Source organism: Streptomyces sp. Je 1-79 (assembly GCF_025195125.1).
In the GTDB taxonomy this organism is placed as follows: Bacteria; Actinomycetota; Actinomycetes; order Streptomycetales; family Streptomycetaceae; genus Streptomyces.
Window position 1 is genome coordinate 1 of the sequence record NZ_JAMGSL010000017.1, and the last position, 17,492, is coordinate 17,492.

At 73.6% G+C, this 17,492-nt stretch carries 9 protein-coding genes; 4 read left to right on the forward strand and 5 right to left on the reverse strand.

Features of this window, described 5'->3' with window-relative positions; all coding sequences use genetic code 11:
* Nucleotides 1–662 precede the first annotated feature (662 nt).
* The gene (locus M5362_RS28990) at nt 663–1,229 is read right to left on the reverse strand and encodes a MarR family winged helix-turn-helix transcriptional regulator (protein WP_260230779.1); all 567 of its coding nucleotides are present in this window, start codon (nt 1,227–1,229) and stop codon (nt 663–665) included.
* A 143-nt stretch (nt 1,230–1,372) separates the two neighbouring features.
* Between M5362_RS28990 and M5362_RS28995 the strand changes: the two genes are divergently transcribed.
* Complete coding sequence (locus M5362_RS28995) at nt 1,373–2,647, forward strand: MFS transporter (protein WP_260230896.1); 1,275 nt, start codon at nt 1,373–1,375, stop codon at nt 2,645–2,647.
* A gap of 203 nt (nt 2,648–2,850) precedes the next feature.
* On the opposite strand, the gene M5362_RS29000 is transcribed toward M5362_RS28995, so the two are convergent.
* Both M5362_RS29000 and M5362_RS29005 read right to left on the reverse strand, forming a co-directional pair.
* Nucleotides 2,851–4,482 (reverse strand): SpoIIE family protein phosphatase, encoded by a 1,632-nt coding sequence (locus tag M5362_RS29000; RefSeq protein WP_260230780.1) that lies wholly within the window; start codon nt 4,480–4,482, stop codon nt 2,851–2,853.
* A gap of 106 nt (nt 4,483–4,588) precedes the next feature.
* Nucleotides 4,589–5,905 (reverse strand): NAD(P)/FAD-dependent oxidoreductase, encoded by a 1,317-nt coding sequence (locus M5362_RS29005; RefSeq protein ID WP_374214548.1) that lies wholly within the window; start codon nt 5,903–5,905, stop codon nt 4,589–4,591.
* A 404-nt stretch (nt 5,906–6,309) separates the two neighbouring features.
* On the opposite strand from M5362_RS29005, the gene M5362_RS29010 reads away from it, so the two are divergent.
* Nucleotides 6,310–7,101, forward strand: coding sequence for a TetR/AcrR family transcriptional regulator (locus M5362_RS29010; protein WP_260230782.1), 792 nt, complete (start codon nt 6,310–6,312; stop codon nt 7,099–7,101).
* Between the two features lie 218 nt (nt 7,102–7,319).
* On the forward strand, nt 7,320–9,542 hold the full coding sequence (locus M5362_RS29015) for a sigma-70 family RNA polymerase sigma factor (protein WP_260230783.1): 2,223 nt from the start codon (nt 7,320–7,322) through the stop codon (nt 9,540–9,542).
* 207 nt (nt 9,543–9,749) lie between these two features.
* Here M5362_RS29015 and M5362_RS29020 read toward each other — a convergent pair whose 3' ends face one another.
* A complete protein-coding gene (locus M5362_RS29020) occupies nt 9,750–13,109 on the reverse strand; it encodes a BTAD domain-containing putative transcriptional regulator (RefSeq protein ID WP_260230784.1) in 3,360 nt (1,119 codons plus the stop codon).
* A gap of 156 nt (nt 13,110–13,265) precedes the next feature.
* Nucleotides 13,266–15,392 carry an asparagine synthase-related protein gene (locus M5362_RS29025; RefSeq protein ID WP_260230785.1) on the reverse strand — a complete coding sequence of 709 codons (2,127 nt, stop codon included), beginning with the start codon at nt 15,390–15,392 and terminating at the stop codon, nt 13,266–13,268.
* Nucleotides 15,393–15,981: 589 nt separating this feature from the next.
* Between M5362_RS29025 and M5362_RS29030 the strand changes: the two genes are divergently transcribed.
* Nucleotides 15,982–17,427, forward strand: a complete 1,446-nt coding sequence (locus M5362_RS29030) for an MFS transporter (protein WP_260230786.1) — start codon at nt 15,982–15,984, stop codon at nt 17,425–17,427.
* Nucleotides 17,428–17,492 lie beyond the last annotated feature (65 nt).

Genomic DNA, 17,492 nt, shown 5'->3' on the forward strand with positions numbered 1-17,492 from the left:
TTTGCCGGTAATCCGGCTGAACACCACGAGAGCGGAACGATCGGTCGGAATAGGACCGGTCGTTCACAGCGTCCTCGCTGTGTGCCACCCCGAAGGGTGGACTTTTTCAAAGGAACCTCGACCATCCGAAGATGGACGGGGTATCAACTAATCTGGCGTTGATTTTTGGCACGCTGTTGAGTTCTCAAGGAACGGACGCTTCCTTTGTACTCACCCTCTCGGGCTTTCCTCCGGGCTTCCCTTCGGTCTTGCGTTTCCGACTCTATCAGATCTTTCCGATCCGATTTCCTCGGCGCTTTCCGGCTTCTTCGGTTTCCCGTTTCGGCCTTCCTGCGTTTCCGACTCTATCAGATCCTTTCGGGCCTGATTCCCAGTCAGCGGGATTTGTCTTCGCGGCTGTTGGGCCGTTCCGACGCTCAAACTCTAGCGGATTTCCCGGGCGGCTCATAATCGAGCCATTCGAAATGAATTTCGGCATGCCGAAATTCGTCCCGGCTGGGAGATCGTGCTGAGTAGAGGTGCCGCATCAGCGGCGGGAGTGGCTGTCGCAGAACCGTTCCGGCCCCGTGACAACTCGGAGAACACTACGGATACGGCGGGGGCGTGTCAACCCCCGGTCGTGTGACCTCCGCGTACGCGCCGACAGGCCGTCGCAGGAGCTCTCAGTCGAGGTCCTTGAGCCGGCCGCCCGCGTCCGGCTGGGTGTGCTCGACCCTGCGGAGCAGGGTGATCAGCATGTCGCCGAGGCCGGTGCGCTCCTCGACCGTCAGGTCCTGGAGGAGCTCCTCCTCGAAGTCGGTCGCCATGCGCATCGCCTCGAGCCACTTCGAGCGGCCCTCGTCGGTCAGTTCCACGATCACCCGGACGCGGTTGGTCTCGTCGCGGTCGCGGGTGACCAGGCCCTCGCCCGCCATGCGGTCGATGCGATGGGTCATCGCCGCCGGGGTGAGGCCGAGACGCTTGGCAAGCTCGCCCGGGCCCAGGCGATAGGGGTCGCCGGCGAGGACGAGGGTCTTGAGGACCTCCCACTCGGCGTTGCTGATGCCCAGGTCGGCGAGCTGGCGGCCGTAGGCCACGTTCATCCGGCGGTTCAGCCTGCCAAGCGCGGAGACCACCTTCTCGACCTGGGGGTCCAGGTCGCGGTACTCGCGCTGATAGGCCGCGATCTGTTCGTCGAGGGTCGGCTCCTGCGGGGGCCGCGGGCCGGACTGCTCGGGGTTGTCGGACATGCGGGGAGTATCCCACGGTCGCCGTTGGCGTTGAAGTCCTTCCATGTGTATTGTTAAGGATCTAATTTTACTGTTGAAGTCTTCAGGCTTCAGGGCTTCAGGGATGAAGCCCTCGATCGAAGTGGGTGAGTGTGACCAAGGCGATGGGTGCAGCGATGCGCCGGATCCAGGCAGGCAGCGCGCTGAGCGCGTTCGGACTCGGCTTCACCGTTCCGTACCTTTATGTGTACGTGGCTCAGGTGCGGGACCTGGGCGCGACCACGGCGGGCATCGTGCTCGCCGTCTTCGCCATGGCCGCACTCGTCGTCCTGCCGTTCAGCGGACGCGCCATCGACCGCCGCGGCCCCGTCCCCGTACTCCTCGTCGCCGCCGTCCTCGCGTCCCTCGGCGCCCTGGGCATGGGCCTTTCCGGCAGCGTGGGCGCCGTCGTCGGCTCCGCCGCACTGCTCGGTGCCGGTACGGCCGTGATGCAGCCGGCGCTCGCGACGATGATCGTCTGGTGCTCCGACCCCGCCACCCGGACCCGGTCCTTCGCCATGCAGTTCTTCCTGCAGAACCTCGGACTCGGTGTCGGTGGCCTGATCGGCGGCCAGCTCGTCGACGAGAGCCGGCCGGGCAGCTTCCTTCTTCTCTTCTCCATCGAGTCGGCGATGTTCCTCGTGCTCGCCGGGATCGTGCTGACCGTCCGGATGCCCGGCTCCCCCGCGCTGCAGGGCGCGCGGCCGGCTTCCAAGGGCGGCGGCGTCCGGGCGCTGCTCGGGCACAAGGCCATGGTGCAGCTGTGCGTCCTGGGCTTCGTGCTGTTCTTCGCCTGCTACGGGCAGTTCGAGTCGGGTCTCGCGGCGTACGGCACCGAGGCCGCCGGCATCCAGCCGTCCACGCTCGGCATCGCTCTGGCCGCCAACACGGCCGTCATCGTCGTCGCCCAGTTCGTGGTGCTGCGGTTCGTCGAGCGCCGCCGCCGGTCCCGGGTGATCGCGGCCGTCGGTCTGATCTGGGCCGTGGCGTGGGTGATCGCCGGGTACGCGGGGCTCGGCAACGGCAGCCAGGCGATGGCGACCGCCGCCTTCGTCTCCACGTACGCCCTCTTCGGGCTCGGCGAGGCGATGCTGTCCCCGACCGTGGCACCGCTGGTCGCGGACCTCGCTCCGGAGTCCATGGTCGGTCAGTACAACTCGGCGTTCGCGCTGGTCAAGCAGCTCGCGCTGGCCGTCGGTCCGGCCGTGGGCGGGCCCATGGGGGCCGCGCTGCACGGTCCGTACATCGTGACCTTCGTGCTCTTCTCGCTCGGGATCACGTTCCTGGCGCTGCGGCTGGGCAGGCAGCTCACGCCGGTGCAGGACCACCCGGCGCTCGCCGCCCGCACCTCGCGCGTCGTGGCCCAGCACGTGCCCGAGAAGGAGAGCGTCCCCGCCTAGGGCGTGTTTCGAAAGTAGCGTCGTCCGCCCGAAGGGCGGGGCCGGGGGCGTCTGGTGCGTGCGATCGCAAGGCGGAGGAAGGAGAGCGCAGCGGGCTGCGCCGACGACCGACAACGCGGCGTGGGGGCACCTCCCGTGCCCGAAGGGCCACGGGGGAGTGCGTGTCAGGCGCCCCCGGCCAGACGGGACTTTCGAAACACGCCCTAGGCCCTGTCGGGCAGGGCGAACTCGCACCAGACCGCCTTGCCGCCTCCCGGCGTACGGCGGCTTCCCCAGGACGAGGCGATCGTCGCGATGATCGAGATCCCGCGGCCCGCCTCGTCCTCCGTCTCCGCCCTGCGGCGGCGCGGCAGGTGGTCGTCGCCGTCCGTGACCTCGATGATCAGGCGCCGGTCCGTACGGCGCAGCCGCAGGCGCATCGGCGGGGTGCCGTGCTTGAGGGAGTTCGCCACCAGCTCGCTGGTGGCGAGGACCCCGAGGTCGCGCAGCTCGACCGGGAAGCGCCAGCTGGAGAGGACGCCCGAGGCGAAGGCACGCGCGCGTGGGGCCGCCTCCACTCCGCCGAGCAGCTCCAGGGCCGCGTTGTGGAAGAGCTCCGCGTCCGCTCCCCTGCGGGACGGGTGCTGGACGACCAGGACGGCGACGTCGTCGTCGTGCTCGGCGGTGACGCCGAGCGAGCGCAGCAGCCGGTCGCAGACGACCTGAGGGGTGCCGAGGGCACCGGACAGCGCGCGTTCCAGGGCGGCGACTCCCTCGTCGATGTCCTCGCGCCGGCGTTCGACCAGACCGTCCGTATAGAGGACGGCGGTGGAGCCGGGCGGCAGGGCGATCGCGCCGGAGGTGTGGAGCCAGCCTCCGGTGCCCAGCGGCGGGCCGGTGGGATCCTCGGCGCGGCGGACGGAACCGTCCTCGTCCCTGACGAGGATCGGGAGGTGGCCCGCGGAGGCGTAGACGAGCTTGCCCTCGTTGGGGTCGTGGACCGCGTAGACGCAGGTGGCGATCTGGCTGGCGTCGATCTCGGCGGCGAGACCGTCGAGCAGCTGGAGCACTTCGTGCGGGGGCAGGTCGAGCCGGGCGTAGGCCCGGACGGCGGTGCGGAGCTGGCCCATGACGGCGGCGGCGCGCACCCCGCGGCCCATGACGTCCCCGATGACCAGGGCGGTGCGTCCTGCTCCGAGGGTGATGACGTCGTACCAGTCGCCGCCGACGGCCGCGTCCGTGCCGCCGGGCTGGTACGTGGCGGCGATCCGCAGGTCGTCGGGCTGCTCCAGCTCCTGCGGGAGCAGGGAGCGCTGGAGGGTGACGGCGGTCTCGCGGTGCCGGCGCTCGCTGGCCCGCAGCCGCTCGGCGGCCTCGGCGTGGTCGGTGACGTCGGCCGCGTGCACGAGGACGCCGCCGCCCTCGAAGCGCGGGGACTCCACCGGCAGGCAGGTGACCGTGTACGAGCCGCCGTCCTGGGTCTTGCGGGACTTGACCGTCCGGGGCTTGCCGCTGCGCAGGACCTGGTCCATGAGCGGCAGCAGGCCCAGCTCGTGGGCCTCGGGGCAGGCGTCGGCGACGGTGGCCCCGGCGGGCCGGGGGCCGAAGGCGGCGGCGTAGGCGTCGTTGACGTAGGCGATGCGGTGCTCGGGGCCGTACGCGAGCGCGACGAGGCCGGGAAGGCGGCCGATGATCTCCCGCGCGGAGAAGTCCTCCAGGGCGGGGACCTCGTCGGGGAGGGGCTCAGGCTGCTGCTCGTACTCCCCGCGGGCCGCGGGCACGGAGCCTTCGGTCCCCCGCGCCGCCGTACGGCGCTGCGTGCCGGGGAGTCGGGCGCTCCAACGGGTGAAGTTCACGGATCTGTATGCCTCGTGGTCTGTTGGCCGTGCTGAGTCACTCTGTGCAGGTGTGAGCCCACCTATGGTCACACGTCCAGTGTGACCGACCGCACTGACATCGGTGTCAGCCGGGCTTCGGGCCGTTCTTGGGGGGCGGGGGCGCGGCGGCGAGTTCGAATTCGGCGCGCGGGTGTTCCAGCGAGCCGAGCGAGACGATCTCCCGCTTGAACAGGCCGGAAAGGGTCCACTCTGCCAGGACACGGGCCTTCCGGTTGAAGGTCGGGACGCGGCTGAGGTGGTAGGCGCGGTGCATGAACCAGGCGGGGTAGCCCTTCAGTTTGCGTCCGTAGACGTGGGCCACACCCTTGTGGAGGCCGAGGGAGGCGACCGAGCCCGCGTACTTGTGGGCGTACTCCTTGAGCGGCTGTCCGCGCAGGGAGGCGGCGACGTTCTCGGCCAGCACCTTGGTCTGGCGTACGGCGTGCTGTGCGTTCGGCGCGCACTCCTTGCCGGGCTCCTCCGCCGACAGGTCGGGGACGGCCGCGGCGTCTCCGGCCGCCCAGGCGTGTTCGACGCCGTCGACGGTCAGCCGGGCCGTGCACGTGAGCCGGCCGCGTGCGTCGAGCGGCAGGTCGGTGCGAGCGAGGACCGGCGCGGGCTTCACGCCCGCGGTCCAGACGACGGTCCGGGTGGGGAAGCGGCTGCCGTCGCTGAGGACGGCGACGCGGTCCTCGCAGGAGTCGAGGCGGGTGCCCAGCCGGACGTCGATGTTACGGCCGCGCAGCTCGCGGATCGCGTACTTGCCCATCTTCTCGCCGACCTCAGGCAGGATGCGGTCCGCGGCCTCGACCAGGACCCACTTCAGGTCCTCCGGCTTGATGTTGTGGTAGTACCGCGCCGTGTAGCGGGCCATGTCCTCCAGCTCGGCGAGCGCCTCCACGCCCGCGTAGCCGCCTCCGACGAAGACGAAGGTGAGGGCGGCGTCGCGCAGGCCCGGGTCGCGGGTGGAGGAGGCGATGTCCATCTGCTCGATGACGTGGTTGCGCAGTCCGATCGCCTCCTCGACGGTCTTGAAGCCGATGGCGTAGTCGGCGAGACCGGGGACGGGGAGGGTGCGGGAGATCGAGCCGGGTGCGATGACCAGTTCGTCGTAGGTGATCTGGACGTGGCCGGTGCCCTCCTCCTCGGTGGCGAGGGTGGAGAGCGTCGCCGTCCGCTTGGCGTGGTCGACGGCGTGGACCTCGCCGATGGTGATCCGGCACTTGTCCAGGACACGGCGGAGCGGGACGACGACGTGGCGCGGGGAGATCGAACCGGCGGCGGCCTCGGGCAGGAACGGCTGGTACGTCATGTACGGCTCGGGCGTGACCACCACGATCTCGACGGAACCGGTTCTGAGCTCGGCCTTGAGCTGCCGCTGGAGGCGCAGCGCGGTGTACATCCCGACGTAGCCACCGCCGACAACGAGAATGCGCACAGGTTCGGTCACTGTCCCATGACGCAACGCCGTCCGGGGTTTGTCCACAGCCCCGGCAAATTGTGTGACCGGAGGTGCGCGGGGGCGCGGGGTGGCGCACAGGGTGGGTACAGGGGGAAGTGCGCAGGTCAGGCCGGGCGTGGGGGGTAGTGTGGGGGGCCGGAATCGGGAGAGTTCAGGCCCTTGCTCCGATCGGGGGGCGCACCGTGCGGAACTCCCCCTTCTGAATTGACCTCGACTCAACTATGTTCGTATCTCGTCGGGGCATCGGATCGCAGCGCACGGACCAGAGCGCTGCGGAGGTCCGAGGGCCCCGTGTCAAAGCGGGGAAGTCTCCGGGGGGAGACATCATGAGCGGGGGAACGCTTATGCACATGCAGGATTCGCGGTGGCAGGCTGTCGTCGGGACGACGGACGGCTCGCTCGACGGACGCGGTACGGGTATGAGTACGGGCACGGCTACGGGATCGTCCACGGCGGTCGGCCGGTCGGCGCCGCTGCGCGTGGACGCGCAGCGCAATCTGGAGCACGTGCTGCGCGCGGCGCGTGAGGTTTTCGGCGAACTCGGTTACGGGGCGCCGATGGAGGACGTGGCGCGACGCGCCCGGGTCGGCGTGGGCACGGTCTACCGCCGCTTCCCGAGCAAGGACGTGCTGGTGCGCCGGATAGCCGAGGAGGAGACCTCGCGGCTGACCGAGCAGGCCCGCACGGCCCTCGGGCAGGAGGAGGAGCCGTGGTCGGCGCTCTCCCGGTTCCTGCGGACGTCGGTGGCCTCGGGTGCGGGGCGGCTGCTGCCGCCGCAGATCCTGCGGGTGGGCGTGGACGCGGACGAGTTGCTGCTACCGGCGCAGGCCCCGGGCGACGGGGCGCGGGTGCCGCACCAGCGCGGTTTCGCGGACCAAGGCGAGCCGCGGGTGGTCGCGCCGCGCGCCGTGCAGGTGAGCGAGCAGGACGGCGCCGGGACGACGGAGCTCCTGGAGGTCGTCGGTCGGCTCGTGGACCGCGCCCGTGCGGCGGGTGAGCTGCGAACGGACGTGACGGTGGCGGACGTTCTGCTCGTCATAGCCACGGCGGCGCCGGCGCTGCCGGACGCGGCTCAGCAGGCCGCGGCCTCGGCACGGCTCCTCGACATCCTCCTGGAGGGTCTGCGTTCGCGGTAGTTCGCGTCGGCTCCCGGTGGCGGGAGGGGTGGTCGTCTCCGTGTGGTGACTGGTCCGGGCGGACCGTCGAGCGTGACACGAACGGGTGAGCGGTTACGCCCGGATACAGGAAGTCGCCCCGGACGAGTGGTAAGTGGACGCGCAGGTTCAGCGCGCCGTCGCTCTGTGGCACTCTTGGCCGGTGTTCGGGTCTGGGCGTGCGGACGGGGGCTTCCGCGATGAGCGGTGACGGTCGGGACGAGCCGCTGGGCAAGAGCGGCACCACGGAGACCGGAGGCGTTCCCTCCCAGCAGTCCGGACGGCAGGTGCCGAACCAGGGCGGGCCCGGAGGTTCCTCGGGCGTGGCGGCGGGCTCTTCCGGCGTGGCGGCGGGCTCTTCCGGCGTGCCGAGCGGCTCCTCGGGCGTGGCGACGGGCTCCTCGGGCGTGCCGAGCGGCTCCTCGGGCGTGGCGACGGGCTCCTCGGGCGTGCCGAGCGGCTCCTCGGGCGTGGCGACGGGCTCCTCGGGCGTGGCGACGGGCTCCTCGGGCGTGGCGGCGGGCTCCTCGGGCGTGGCGGCGGGCTCCTCTGCGGCGCCGGGTTCGGCAGCCGTAGGCCTCCCTGGTGCTTCCGTCGGGGCCGCCGAGCCGAGCGTGCCGCAGCAGCGTGAACACGGGGTCCCGGCGCCGGTCCCCGACGGGTCCGACGCGTACGACGGCGTTCTTCCGCCGCCGGTCGAACTGCCGCCCTCCGACGCCGATCTCATCCAGCTGATGCGGGACGGCGACGACAGCGCGTACGAAGAGCTGTTCCGCCGCCACTCCGACGCCGTGCGCCGCTACGCCAGGACGTGCTGCCGCGACGCGCACACCGCCGACGACCTGACGGCCGAGGTGTTCGCCCGCACGCTCCAGGCCGTACGGGGCGGGGCGGGGCCCGAACAGGCCGTCCGGGCCTATCTGCTGACCACCGTCCGCCGGGTGGCGGCGAACTGGACCCGGACCCAGAAGCGGGAGCATCTGGTCGAGGACTTCGCGGTCTTCGCGGCACAGGCCGCCCGCACCTCCGAGGTCTCCGACCAGGACACCCTCGATCTCGGTGCCGACGTCCTGGCGATGCACGAGGCCGAACAGTCGCTGGCGCTGCAGGCGTTCCGGTCGCTGCCCGAGCGGTGGCAGGCCGTGCTCTGGCACACCACCGTCGAGGAGGAGTCGCCGAGCGAGGTCGCGCCGCTGTTCGGTCTGACGGCCAACGCGACCGCCGTGCTCGCCAGCAGGGCCCGCGAGGGCCTCAAGCAGGCCTACCTCCAGGCGCACGTCAGCCAGTCGCTCACGGCGGGCGGCGACTGCGCCCGCTACGCCGACCGGCTCGGCGCCTACGCGCGCGGGGGCCTGCGGATGCGGGCCGAGCGCGGGCTGCGCAAGCACCTGGAGGAGTGTGCCAAGTGCCGGATCGCCGCCGGTGAGCTGGAGCATGTGAACGCCGGGATCCCGGCGCTGCTGCCGGTCGCCGTCATCGGCTGGTTCGCCGCCGGGTTCTCCCTCAAGGCCGCGGGCGTTGTGGCCGGCGGGGCCGCGGGCGCGGCCGGGGCCGGTGCGGCCGCCGCCGCGACGGGCGGCGCCTCGTCGGGTTCGGCCGGGGCGTCCTCAGCCGCGGCGGCCGAGGGGCTCGGCGCCCCCGCGAAGGCGGGCCTCGCGGCCGCCGTGGCCGTCGCCGCGACCGCCGGTCTGGTGTGGGCGCTCGCCGGGGACCCGCAGCCGGTCGCGAAGCCCGAACCCTCGCCGCCGGCCGTCGCCACCGTCGTACCGCCGGAGCCGACTCCCCCGCCGAAGCCGGCGCCCAAGCCCCCGCCGCCGCCCGCCCCGCCGGTCGTGGAGGCCCCCGAGCCGACGCCGACCCCCACGCCGGAGCCGACGGTCGAGCCGAGCCCCGAGCCCACTCCGCCGCCGAGGCCGAGCCCCACGCCGAAGCCCACCCCGCCGAAGCCGACACCGGCCCCCGCGCCCCCGCGGCCCTCCCCGCCGGCCGTCTATCAGGTCAACCGGCTGGACTACGGCGTCTTCGGTGACGGCACCGCGCCCGAGGTACGGATCGGCGACAGCAGCTGGATGTGGCAGCGCGACGGCCTGTCGATCGGCGGTACGCGGTACGCGCACGGGGTGAGCGTGCACGCGCCGTCCGCGCTCGTGATCGACCTCAACCGGCAGTGCACCAGCTACGACGCCCTCGTGGGCATCGACGACCTGAGCGCGCCGCTCGGCGTCGGAGGTGTGCGCTTCTCCGTCTACGGGGACGGTGTACGGCTCTGGCGGTCGGGGGTCGTCGAGCCGGGAGACCCCGCCGTCCCGGTCCATGTGGGGATCGCGGGACGCTCGACGATCCGGCTGGTGGTGGAGGAGCACACCCCCTTCGGCCGCGCCGCGGTCGCGGACTGGGCGCAGTCCCGCATCAGCTGCGGGTGAGGCCGGGACCGGTGGAGGGCGGCGGCGCGCCCGTTCCATAGGCGCCCTGTGCGTACCCGTTTCGTAGGCGCCTGTGCGTACCCGTCGCGTAAGCCCTGTGCGTACCCGTCGCGTAAGCCCTGTGCGTACCCGTCGCGTAAGCCCTGTGCGTACCCGCCCTGTGCCTGCCCGTGCCGTGAGCGCCCCGCGATCCGCTCGGTGGGCGTCCTACGCGCCCCCGCCCGTCACGTACGCGTCGGCCAGCGCGATCACGTCGGCGGGCGACAGACCGGCGCCCTCGGCGTACGCCTTCGCTCGGTGGGTCTCGTCCATGGACGTGCGCGCCCGGTCCATCAGCTCCTCCACCTCGCGGAGTTCGGGGACCGAGCGGGGGATCGCGGCGCGCCAGGTGTCGACCGCGCCGAGGGCCCGGACGGCGAGCGTGTGTGCGCCGCTCAGGGCGAGGGTGGTCGCCACGCCCTCCGCGAGATGGACCGTGACGAAGTCGGCGCACTGGGCCCCGAGCGCGAGGCGCAGGGCCTCGACCGCCTCCGCCACCGCGGCGACGCCCCGGCCCTCGTACGCCGACACGCGCGCGGAGAGCCCGACCAGGGCGGCGTCCATGTGGGGCGGCGGGGTGCCGGTCATGACCAGCCGGCCCACCTCGTCCAGATGGGCGCGGGCGGACCGTACCTCGCCGCGGTGCAGGGCGATCAGTGCCCGCATGAGCCCGACGAACGTCTCCGTGTCGTTGTTGACGTGATGGCGGGCGACCTCCGCAGCGGCCTCGTCCAGGCCCTTCTCGGCGGCGTCCATGTCACCGGACCGGTAGGAGAGTTCGGCGAGCCGGGCGATCAGGAACGGGGATTCGGCGTGCGCGCCGACCTCGCGCGCGAGGCCCAGCGCCTCCTCGTACGCCTCCCCCGCCTCCTCGTACCGGCCGCGCATCGTGTTCGCCTCGGCCGCCGCGCTCGCCACCTGTGCCCGCATCCAGCGGTCGCCGACCCGTCGGGACAGGGCGCGCAGTTCGGCCAGGTTCTCGTCGACTCCGGGCATCCCGCCGGGCATGTCGATCACCAGGTGGGTACGGAACATCAGGCTGACGCCGATCTCCCACTCGCCGCCGTACCGTCGGCAGGTCTCGACGCTGAGGTCGAGCATCGCGCGGATGGTGGGGGCGTCCTCCGTGAGGTACGCGGTGAACGGCCACAGCAGCCCGGGGAAGCGGGCGGACCGGGGGCCGGGCCGCTCGCCGAACGCCTCACGCACCCGGCGCACCAGCGCGGAGGCCTCGGGGTCGTCGCGCAGATCGGCGACCGCGCGGCTCTCCGCGGAGAGGAAGAAGGACAGCATGCGCAGCTCCATGCGCGGCCAGTAGCGGGGGTCCTCCCGATCGTCGGGGTCCTCGCCGAGTCCGACCGTCTGCTCGACCCAGGCCATGCCCTCGGGACGGTAGTTGCGCAGCCACCAGAACCAGCCCATGGCGAAGACGAGGCGGTGCGCGGCGGCCTCGTCGGGTGCGCTGACGATCGTGCGGTGGAGGGCGGCGCGGATGTTGTCGAGGTCGGTCTCGATCCGTCGGATCCAGGGGAGCTGCTCGCCGGAGCGGAGCAGGGGCTCGGCGCGCTCGGCGAGAGCGGTGAAGTGCGCCGTGTGGGCCGTCTCGGCGGCGGCGAGCAGGGCCGGGCGCTCGGCGGCGCGTTCGGCGGCGTACTCGTGGATGGTCTCCAGGAGCCGGTAGCGCATCTCGCCCTCGTCGGTGGGGGCGGCGACGACCAGGGACTTGTCGACGAGCGCGCCGAGCACGTCGGCGGCGTTCGGGGCGAGGGCCTCGGCGGCGGCGAGGTCCCAGCCGCCGGTGAAGACGGAGACCTGGCGGAGCAGGGCGCGCTCGTCGGTGTCGAGGAGGTCCCAGGACCAGTCGACGACCGCGCGGAGTGTCTGCTGGCGGGGCAGGACGGTACGGCTGCCGGAGGTGAGGAGGCGGAAGCGGTCGTCGAGGCGGTCGGCGATCTGGCGCGGGGTGAGCAGCCGCAGTCGGGCGGCGGCCAGTTCGATGGCGAGGGGGAGGCCGTCGAGGCGGCGGCAGATCTCGTCGACGACGTCGGGGGTGGGGGCCTGGGGTCCGGGGTCGGCGTCGCAGGCTCCGTCGGGGAGGGGATCGGCAGGGAGGGGTGCGGCGGGGTCGGCGTCGCAGCCTCCGTCGGGGAGGGGCGCGGCGAGGTCGAGGTCGGGGCGGACGGCTCGGGCGCGTTCGGCGAAGAGGCGGTGGGCCGGGTCGGGCGGCAGCGGTTCGACGGGGCGGACCGTCTCGCCCGGGACGCCGAGGGGCTCACGGCTGGTGGCGAGAACGCGCAGCCCGGGGCAGTGGGTGAGGAGGGTCTCGGCGAGAGCTGCCGCCGCGTCGATGACGTGCTCGCAGTTGTCGAGGACGAGGAGGAGTGAGCGGGGCGCGAGGAGTTCGACGAGACGGGCGGTGGGGTCGTCCTGGAGGGGGTGCCCCTCACGGGTGATCAGGGTGGTCTCGCGGAGTCGGAGCGCGGAGAGGACGGCACCCGGCACGGCGGCGGGATCGTCGAGCGGGGCGAGCTCGACGAGCCAGGCCCCGTGCCGGGTGCCGGGGGCTGGCTGCTCCTTCGACTCCGTCGGTCCCGTCGGTCCCGTCGACTCCGCCGGCCCCGTCCGGTCCTGGATGCCGAGGGCGGCCTCCTCGGCGAGGCGGGTCTTGCCGGAGCCGCCGGGGCCGGTGAGCGTGACGAGGCGGGAGCGGGTGAGGTCGCCGCGGAGGGCGGCCAGTTCGGGCTCGCGGCCGACGAAGGAGGTGAGGCGGGGCCGGATGTTTCCAGTTTCGCGGGCCTGCCGCGGGGGTGACGGCGGCCCGAGCAGCTCCCGGTGTAGCGCCACGAGTTCGGCGCCGGGGTCGGTGCCGAGCCCCTCGGCGAGGGCGCGGCGCGCGTCCTCGTACGCGGAGAGGGCGTCGGCCTGCCGGCCCTCGTCCCGCAGGGCGCGGACGAGTTGGGCGCGGAAGCCTTCGTCGTACGGGTAGGCGGCGGTGAGCTCGGACAGCTCCGGGACGAGTCCGCCGACGGCGCCGCGCCGCAGATCGGCCTCGATCCGCTGCCGTACGGCGGCGAGCCGCTGCGCCTCGGGCCGCACGCGCGCGTGCTCGGGCAGATCGGCGAGCGCGGGGCCGCGGAAGAGGGCGAGGGCGGTACGGAGGAGGGCGGCGGCGGCTTCGGGGTCGCCGGCGTCGAGGCGGGCGTCCGCGTCCCGGGCGTGGCGCTCGAAGACGTACAGGTCGATGTCGTCGGGGCCCGCGGCGAGGCGGTAGCCGGGGCCGGGCGTGGACTCGACGGCCTCCCGTCCGATCACGCGCCGGAGGCGGCCGACGAGGGCCTGGAGGGCGGCGGGGGCGTCGTGCGGGGAGTCGTCGCCGTACACGTCCTCGACGAGCTCGGCGACGGTGACGGCACGCCCGGCGCGCGACGCGAGCGCGGCGAGCAGCGCGCGCAGCCGGGCACCGCCCAGGGGAAGGGTGGTGCCGTGGACGTCGAGGGCGAGGGTCGTGCCGAGGATGAGGTACCGCACGCGGGCCATTGTCCCCGGGGGTGGTGCGCGGCGCCTCGGGGTTTACGCGGAGGGTCGGCGGGCCGTCAGAATGCGGAGCTGTCGAGCTCGAAGCCGAGCGGGGCCGGGAGCAGTACGGCAGCTTGTGGCCGGCTTTGTGCGCGTAGTCGTCCCCCCTCACGCCGGCAGTGATCTCCGGGTGGCCGGGATCAGGGGGCCCACCACCGCCGTGCGCTGGCGCGGGGCCGCCGTGCCCGTCCAGCAGGTGCCGCGGCGGGCGAGGAGGCGGCGGAGCCAGAGTTCGGTGGAGACGAGGTCGGCGAGGCCGTCCAGCGGGACCGGGTCGCCGTCGGCCGCCGCGTGGAGGGCCTTGCGGACCACGCGGGCCTCGATCAGGCCCGCGTCGGCGAGGAGCGGGGCGTCGAAGAGGGCCATCAGGTCCGGGAGGGCGGCGCGCAGCCCCGCCCGGGTGGCCGCGGACGGGACCGCCGGGTTCGGTGCGCCCCAGCCCGGCGGGAGGTCGTGGACGCCCGCACCCGCGAGGACGGTGCGCAGGACGGACGCCCGGGCGCCCGGCTGGACCCGGAGCGACTCGGGGAGGTCGCGGCAGGCGCGGACGACCTGGTTGTCGAGGAACGGGGCGTGCAGCCGCTGGCCGCGGATCTCGGCCGCCTGCTCCAGAACCCGGTGGTCGCCCGCCGCCCGGGCGAGCGCCGCACGCGCGCGTGCCTCCCCGGGCCGCTGCACCGAGGTCGGCAGCGTCGCCGCCCGGGTCAGCCGAACCGATACTTCAGCCAGCGCCTCTCCCGTCAGCCACCGCGCCGCCGGGCCGGGACGCGACCAGGTCAGCGCGGACAGGGACGCCTCCACCGGACCGACGAAGGACCCCGGTCCCGTCCGGTTCGCGTCGAGGAGCCGCGTCGCCGCCTCCTCGATGCCCGAGCGGTACGGAGTACGGGCGAGCCGGCGGGCCGCCCGGTAGACCGTCAGCGGGACGAGCAGCGAACCGGCGGACGGGCCCGTGGCCTTGGCGAGCGCCGTCACGGGGCGCACCAGCGATCTGCGCCGCCGGTCCATCAGCAGATCGGCCAGGCGCGCCGGGTGCGCGTCGAGGACCTGACGGGCGCCCAGCCCCGTGAAGTGGTCCGCGCTGCCGCCCGCGAGCCGCCGCCGGTGCCGGTCGGCGACGACCAGCGAGGGGCCGGGCTCGTCGGTCAGCGGCCCCTCCAGCTCGGCGTAGGGCAGCGCCTCCTCGCCCGCCGCCACGACCACGTGGTGCAGCCGCGGGTTCGCCGCGATCGTCCTGGCCCGCTCCAGCTCGTCCTCCCGGGCCGGCGCGCCCCCGGCCGCCAGGTCGTTGAAGGTGACGGCGAGCAGCCGCTCCCCCGCGCCCGTGCCGTGGCCCAGGATCGTCCCGGGCACCCCGGGCAGGCCGGCCGCCAGCAGGGCGAGCGTGCCGGACGCGCTGCCTCCGGACAGGTCCGCCCCGATCCCCGGAGCCGGACCGCCGCCCCGGGCCGCCCGCCGCTCGGCCGGCCCCATGCCGGGCACGGGCCCCGGGTCCGGAAGCGGCGACTCCGGGGCGTGCCGGGGCGCGGTGAGCCGGGCCCGTACGGCGTCGATCAGCGCGTCCCGTACGCCCTCCACGGCCCGCCGCGGCTCGACCTCCGCCGCGGCGACGGCGAGCGAGGCCACCGGTTCGTACCCGGTGATCTCGCGCGAACCCTCCCGCAGGATCAGCGCGTGCCCGGGCGGCACCCGCTTCACCCCTTCGTACGGTGTGGAGTCGCGCAGCGCCTCGGGGGTCTCGGGGCAGGCGAGCAGCGCCGCCAGATGGCCGATGTCGAGCTGGGCCTCGACGAGGTCCGCGAGGGGCAGGGCGGCCGTCGCGAACGCCGTGCCGCCCGCCCACGGGGTGTGGAAAACCGGCCGCGCACCGGCCAGATCACCCGTCACGGTGACCCGGCGGCCGACCTGTACGACCGCCGTGTAGCTGCCGGCCCAGGCCGTGAGATGGCGCAGCGCGCCCCCGCGCGCGGTGAGCAGTCCGACCCTCAGCTCCTCGTCGCTCGCCGCGCAACACCCCAGTACGGCAAGGCGGGTGTGCGCGTCGAGACGGATCACCCGGACCTCGTCGGGGCGCCAGTCGCCGACCGCCCACAGCGGGTCGGGGTCACCCCACAGCGGCTGCGCGCCCACCGGGTGCACCGTGCGCCCCTCGGACGCCGGGTCCGCCACGGCCCCGGCCGTTCCCGTCGGGGCGAAGCTCGCGGCGACACTGCTCCAGCCCACCAGCCATCGCATCGGCGCCTCCACGTCTGTTCAGTGGAGGAACATGCTGCCACGACAACAGCGCGCGGAGGGGGCTACGGGGTCGCGCGCGCAAACGCGAATGCGCCCCTGGCATGGGCCAGTTGTCAGCGGTTCAACAACCGTCGTCATTCGGCCAATCTCATTGGCGCGGACACGGCCCCACGGACCGTCGGCACTCCGGGAGGCGCTCTTCGCCTCCCGGAGCCGTCCGCCGCCCGCGGGGAATGGGGCGGCGGTATCCCCCAGCCCACCGGTCCCTAGCCGAGTGGGCCGACCCACGCAGGACTCATGGAAGCGCTCCCCCGCCGACCGGGCGAGAGCGCACGGCCGGGCGCACGGCCACACGACCGGGGCACGCGCCCCGGAGCGCCCCGCGAGCCCCCCGTGAGCGCCGTCCCGGCGCCGGACCCGCCGACACCACTACGCCATCTGTCGGCCATCCGTCTGTTCCCACAACAATCCCGCCATACGGAACTCCGCCCCTTAACGGTCGGGATGCGGCGAACTACGCTGTGTTTACGAATGCCGCACGCCTATGCCCGGCGTCGTGGCGGCCGTCTGGGTGTCGAGGGGTGGCGTCATGTCCAGGGAGCAACGCGGGCCGAACGAAAAGCTCGGCACGGTTCTCGCCCTCGCGGGAATCAGCAACGCCGGCCTCGCCCGGCGCGTCAACGACCTCGGCGCGCAGCGCGGTCTGACGCTTCGCTACGACAAGACGTCGGTGGCCCGGTGGGTGTCGAAGGGCATGGTGCCGCAGGGCGCGGCCCCGCATCTGATCGCCGCCGCGATCGGCCAGAAGCTCGGCCGCCCCGTGCCGCTGCACGAGATCGGGCTCGCGGACGCCGACCCCGCGCCCGAAGTCGGTCTCGCCTTCCCGCGCGACGTCGGCGAGGCGGTCCGCTCGGCGACCGAGCTGTACCGACTGGATCTCGCGGGCCGCAGGGCCGGAGGCGGCGGGATATGGCAGTCCCTGGCCGGATCCTTCGCCGTGAGCGCGTACGCGACCCCCGCCTCCCGCTGGCTGATAACGCCCGCCGACTCCTCCGTGGAGCGTGTGCTGGGCCCCGTCGAGGGACCGGCGGCCGAGGGGCCGGAGACCGGTCCCCACGCGCGCGTGGGCCACAGCGACGTCGCCAAGCTCCGCGAGGCCGCCGAGGACGCGCGCCGTTGGGACTCCAAGTACGGCGGCGGCGACTGGCGTTCCTCCATGGTCCCCGAGTGCTTACGCGTCGACGCCGCGCCCCTGCTGCTCGCCTCGTACTCCGACGAGGTCGGCCGGGCCCTGTTCGGCGCGACCGCCGAGCTGACCCGGCTGGCCGGCTGGATGGCCTTCGACACCGGTCAGCAGGAGGCCGCCCAGCGCTACTACATCCAGGCGCTGCGCCTGGCCCGCGCCGCCGCCGACGTGCCCCTCGGCGGCTACGTCCTCGCCTCCATGTCGCTCCAGGCCACCTACCGGGGCTTCGCCGACGAGGGCGTGGACCTCGCCCAGGCCGCCCTGGAGCGCAACCGCGGGCTCGCCACCGCCCGCACGATGTCCTTCTTCCGGCTCGTCGAGGCCAGGGCGCACGCGAAGGCAGGCGACGGCAGCGCCGCCGCGGCGGCGCTGAAGGCGGCCGAGGGCTGGCTGGAGCGCTCGCGGGAGGGCGACGCCGACCCGACGTGGCTGGGCTTCTACTCGTACGACCGGTTCTGCGCGGACGCCGCCGAGTGCTACCGCGATCTGAAGGCGCCCCTCCAGGTGCGCCGCTTCACCGAGCAGGCGCTGTCCCGGCCCACGGAGGAGTTCGTCCGCTCGCACGGGCTGCGGCTCGTCGTGTCGGCCGTCGCGGAGCTGGAATCGGGCAATCTGGACGCGGCCTGCGCGGCCGGCACGCGCGCGGTGGAGGTGGCGGGCCGGATCTCGTCCGCCCGCACCACCGAGTACGTACGGGATCTTCTGCACCGCCTCGAACCGTACGGGGACGAGCCGAGGGTCATGGAGCTGCGGGAGCGGGCGCGGCCCCTCCTGATGGCCCCGGCGTGACGCGTGTCCCACGGGGTTTAACGGCTTTGTCAGTGGGCCAGTGCACTATCGGGGTGGGAGGTGGT